Genomic DNA, 4,765 nt, shown 5'->3' with positions numbered 1-4,765 from the left:
GCGCGGCTCAGAGGAACGTCCGGCCCTCGCCCCGGTACGTCGGCACCGTCTCCACCACCCGGTCCCGGGCCGCTACAGCGGCGTCACGTACGCGCCGGAGATCCCGCCGTCCACCAGGAAGTCCGTCGCGTTGACGAACGAGGAGTCGTCGCTGGCGAGGAAGGCGACCGCGGCGGCGATCTCCTCGGCCTCGGCGAACCGGCCCAGCGGAATGTGCACCAGCCGGCGGGCGGCGCGCTCGGGGTCCTTGGCGAACAGCTCCTGGAGCAGCGGGGTGTTCACCGGCCCGGGGCAGAGCGCGTTGACCCGGATGCCCTCGCGGGCGAACTGGACGCCGAGCTCGCGGGACATGGCGAGGACGCCGCCCTTGGAGGCGGTGTAGGAGATCTGCGAGGTGGCCGCGCCCATGACGGCGACGAACGACGCGGTGTTGATGATCGAGCCCCGGCGCTGCCGCCGCATGTAGGGGAGGGCCGCCTTGCAGCAGAGGTAGACGGAGGTCAGGTTGACCTCCTGGACGCGCTTCCAGGCGTCGAGGCCGGTGGTGAGGATGGAGTCGTCGTCGGGCGGCGAGATGCCGGCGTTGTTGAAGGCGATGTCGACCGAGCCGTAGGTGTCGTGCGCGGCGGCGAACAGCGCCTCGACCTGCTCGGCGTCGGTGACGTCGACCTGGACGTAGAGCCCGCCCACCGCTTCGGCGGCGGCCTTGCCCGCGGTCTCGTCGATGTCGCCGCAGACGACGTGCGCGCCCTCGGAGGCGAGCCGGCGGGCGGTGGCCAGGCCGATGCCGCTGCCGGCGCCGGTGATGACGGCGGTGCGGCCGACCAGGCGGCGGCACACGGGGGCCGCCGGCGACGGCGGGGTGGTCTGCTCGGTCACTTGCTCTCCTCGGTGCTGATGAACACGTTCTTGGTCTCGGTGAAGGCGGTGAGCGCGTCGGGGCCGAGCTCCCGGCCGAGCCCGGACTCGCGGAAGCCGCCGAAGGGGGTCCAGTAGCGCACGCTGCTGTGCGAGTTGACGGAGAGGTTCCCGGCGGCGACGGCGCGGGACATCCGCAGGGCGCGGCCGAGGTCGCGGGTCCACAGGGAGCCGGCGAGCCCGTACCGGGTGGCGTTGGCCAGGCGTACGGCGTCGGCCTCGTCCTCGAAGGGCAGGACGACGGCGACGGGCCCGAAGACCTCCTCGACGGCCACGGGGTCGTCGGGCCGGTCGGGCACGAGGACGGTCGCGGGGTACCAGAAGCCCTTGCCCGCCGGGGCGTCGCCGCGGATGGCCACGGGGGCGCTCTCGGCGACGTAGGACCGTACGCGCTCGCGCTGGGCGGCGGAGATCAGCGGGCCCATCCGCGTGGCCGGGTCGGCGGGGTCGCCCACCCGGTAGTCCTTGACCGCCGGCTCCAGCAGCTCCAGGAAGCGGTCGAACACGGTGCGCTGCACGAGGATGCGGGTGCGGGCGCAGCAGTCCTGACCGGTGTTGTCGAGGAAGGAGCCGGGGGCGGCCTCGGCGGCCTGTTCGAGGTCGGCGTCGGCGAAGACGATGTTGGGGCTCTTGCCGCCGAGTTCGAGGGTGACCCGCTTCATGGTGTCCGCGCACCGGGCCATGATCTGTTTGCCGACGGCGGTGGAGCCGGTGAAGACGACCTTGGCGACGCCGGGGTGCTCGACGAGGGCGCCGCCCGCGACGGGGCCGGTGCCGGGGAGCACCTGGAAGAGCCCCTCGGGCAGCCCGGCCGCCAGGGCGAGTTCGGCGAGCTTGAGCGCGGTGAGCGGGGTGGTCTCGGCGGGCTTGAGGATGACGGCGTTGCCGGCGGCGAGCGCGGGGGCGGCGCCCCAGGCGGCGATGGGGAGCGGGAAGTTCCAGGGGGCGATCACGGCGACGACGCCGAGGGGCTCGTGGAAGGTGACGTCGATGCCTCCGGCGACGGGGATCTGCCGGCCGGTGAGCCGCTCCACTCCCCCGGCGGCGTAGTCGAACAGGTCCCGCGCGTTGCCCGCCTCCCAGCGGGCGTTGGCGATGGGGTGGCCGGCCTCGCGGACCTCCAGGAGGGCGAGCTCCTCCAGGTGGTCGTCGATGACGGCGGCGAGCCGGCGCAGTTGCCGGGCCCGGTCGCCGGGCGGCAGGGCGGCCCACCGCCGCTGGGCGGCGGTGGCGGCGACCACGGCGGTGTCGACGTCGTGCGGGGTGGCGGCGGTGACGGTGGCGACCGGTTCCTCGGTCGCCGGGTTCAGTACGGACAGCTCGTGCACGGTCCTCGGCCTCACATGCGTTCGAAGGAGCGGAAGCGCTCCCAGTCGGTGACGGCGGTGTCGTACGCCTCCTGTTCGACGCGCGCCATGGTGCGGTAGTGCTCGACGACGTCGTCCCCGAAGGCGGCCCGCGCGACGGGGCTCGCGGCCCACAGGTCCGCGGCCTCCCGGAGGGTGGTGGGCACGTGCGCGGCGTCGCCCCGGTAGGCGTTGCCGGTGCACGGCTCGGGGAGCTCCAGCTCCTGTTCGATGCCGTGCAGCCCGGCCGCGATCATGCCGGCCACGGCGAGGTAGGGGTTGACGTCGCCGCCGGGGAGGCGGTTCTCCAGTCGGTGCGAGGCGCCGTGGCCGATGACGCGCAGCGCGCAGGTGCGGTTGTCCGGGCCCCAGGCGACGGCCGTCGGGGCGAAGGAGCCGGGCCGGAACCGCTTGTACGAGTTGATGTTCGGCGCGTAGAGGAGCGTGAGGTCGCGCATCGCGGCGAGCTGCCCGGCCAGGAAGTGCCGCATGGTCTTCGACATGCCGTACTCGCCGCTGTCGTCGGCGAGGACGGGCTGGCCGAAGGCGTCGCGCAGCGAGAGGTGGATGTGGCAGGAGTTGCCCTCGCGCTCGTCGTACTTGGCCATGAAGGTGAGCGCCATGCCCTCCTGGGCGGCGATCTCCTTGGCCCCGGTCTTGTAGATGGCGTGCTGGTCGCAGGTGGTGAGGGCGTCGGCGTAGCGGAAGGCGATCTCGTGCTGGCCGAGGTTGCACTCGCCCTTGGCGGACTCCACGACCATGCCGGCCGCGCCCATCTCGTTGCGGATGCGGCGCAGCAGGGGCTCGACGCGCCCGGTGCCGAGGACGGAGTAGTCGCAGTTGTAGAGGTTGGCCGGGGTCATGCCGCGGTACCCGCGCCCCCAGGCGTCCTCGTAGGTGTCCTTGAACACCATGAACTCCAGCTCGGTGCCGACGTGGGCCGTCCAGCCGTACTCGGCGAGCCGGTCGAGCTGGCGGCGCAGCACCTGGCGGGGCGAGGCGGCCACCGGTGAGCCGTCGTGCCAGGCGAGGTCGGCGGTGATCAGCGCGGTGCCGGGGTGCCAGGGGGTGCGGCGCAGGGTGGCGGGGTCGCCGTGCATGGCGAAGTCGCCGTAGCCGCGCTCCCAGGAGGACATCTCGTAGCCCTCCACGGTGTTGAGGTCCACGTCGACGGCGAGGAGGTAGTTGCAGCCCTCGGTGCCGTGCGCGAGGACCTCGTCGAGGAAGAAGCGGGCGGCGAACCGCTTGCCCTGGAGCCTTCCCTGCATGTCGGTGAAGGCGAGAACGACGGTGTCGATCTCCCCGGAGTCGACGAGCCGGCGCAGCTCGTCCACGGCGAGCGGGGGCGTTCGGTCTGCCACGGAAATGCCTCCTGTGAGGACGGGGGACCTGCCGGGGGGCCATAAGGTAGCCGTGCAGACCATTGATTGGGAAGGGGTGTCCATGAACGGCATGGAGCCGCCCGGTGACGACCGGCTGGCGCCGGTGCTGCGCCCGGTCCGCGCGGGCAACGGCTTCGAGGAGGCCCTGGAGCAGATACTCCAGGTGCTGCGGCTGGGCCTCGTGCCGTACGGCGAACGGCTGCCGGCGGAGCGGGAGTTGGCCGAGCGGCTCGGGGTGAGCCGGGTGACCCTGCGCGAGGTGCTCAAGGTGCTCCAGGACCAGGGGCTGGTGGAGAGCAGACGCGGCCGGTACGGCGGCACGTTCGTGCTGCACCGCCCGGAGGCGGCCGGCGGCATCCCCGGGGAGGAACTGCGCCGCCGGGTGGCGCGGGTGGACGTCGAGGACGTGCTGCGCTTCCGCGAGGTGCTGGAGGTGGGGGCGGCCGGGCTGTGCGCGGCCCAGGGGCTGACCGAGGAGGGCGGGGCGCGGCTGCGGGCGGCGCTGGCCGCCACGGGGGAGGCGGCGCCGGCCGACTACCGGCGGCTGGACACGCTGTTCCACCTGGCGCTGGCGGAGCTGAGCGGCTCCCCCTCGCTCGCCGCCCAGTACGCGGCCGTACGGGCGACGGTCAACGATCTGCTGGACTGCATCCCGCTGCTGGTGCGCAATCTGGAGCACTCGCAGCGCCAGCACGCGGCACTGGTGGAGGCGGTGTTCGACCGGGACGCGGAGGGGGCGCGGGCGGTGATGCGGGAGCACTGCGAGGGCACGGCGGCCCTGCTGCGGGGCTTTCTGACGTGATCGGTGACGTACCGGTGAACACGACCGGTGAACACGACCGGTGACGCGACCGGTCGCGCGGCGGGTCGCGCGGCGGGCGGCGTGAACACCGACGTAACCGCGACGTAACCGCAGGGGTCTTGCGCTCGGCCGGTTCGCACCGCAAAGGTTTGGCGCCAGTCCATTGGATGGCGGGTGCCATCCGGGCTCGGACGGCGCATGGCCGTCCGGGCGAGCCACCCCAGGCAAGGAGCGACGACCATGGCCGATGGCAGCGAACGCCGCGCGGCGGCAGCGCCCGCGCCCTCCCCGACACCGCCCGTCTCCCCTCCCGCATC

4 protein-coding genes are annotated in these 4,765 nt (G+C 73.4%); 1 reads left to right on the top strand and 3 read right to left on the bottom strand.

Going from position 1 to position 4,765, the window contains the following annotated elements; genetic code table 11:
* Positions 1–72: 72 nt before the first annotated feature.
* From ACSNOD_RS28540 to ACSNOD_RS28530, 3 genes are read right to left on the bottom strand one after another with little or no spacing between them, the layout of a single operon-like run.
* Positions 73–879, bottom strand: a complete 807-nt coding sequence (locus ACSNOD_RS28540; protein WP_436769961.1) for a 3-oxoacyl-ACP reductase — start codon at positions 877–879, stop codon at positions 73–75.
* Positions 876–2,246, bottom strand: a complete 1,371-nt coding sequence (locus tag ACSNOD_RS28535) for an aldehyde dehydrogenase family protein (protein WP_436769960.1) — start codon at positions 2,244–2,246, stop codon at positions 876–878. Before ACSNOD_RS28535 ends, ACSNOD_RS28540 begins: the two co-directional genes overlap by 4 nt.
* A gap of 11 nt (positions 2,247–2,257) precedes the next feature.
* On the bottom strand, positions 2,258–3,625 hold the full coding sequence (locus ACSNOD_RS28530) for a glutamine synthetase family protein (protein ID WP_436769959.1): 1,368 nt from the start codon (positions 3,623–3,625) through the stop codon (positions 2,258–2,260).
* Between the two features lie 82 nt (positions 3,626–3,707).
* Between ACSNOD_RS28530 and ACSNOD_RS28525 the strand changes: the two genes are divergently transcribed.
* On the top strand, positions 3,708–4,448 hold the full coding sequence (locus ACSNOD_RS28525; protein ID WP_436769962.1) for a FadR/GntR family transcriptional regulator: 741 nt from the start codon (positions 3,708–3,710) through the stop codon (positions 4,446–4,448).
* The last annotated feature ends 317 nt before the right edge of the window (positions 4,449–4,765 follow it).

Origin of the sequence: Streptomyces sp. URMC 123 (genome assembly GCF_051386515.1) — a bacterium.
Taxonomy (GTDB): Bacteria; Actinomycetota; Actinomycetes; order Streptomycetales; family Streptomycetaceae; genus Streptomyces.
Note: the sequence above shows the minus strand (reverse complement) of the source record. Positions and strands in the feature narration are given on the sequence as shown.

Coding starts and splice junctions, on each gene's coding strand:
- ACSNOD_RS28525 (WP_436769962.1), top strand. CDS start 3,708: ATGAACGGCATGGAGCCGCCCGGTGACGACCGGCTGGCGCCGGTGCTG.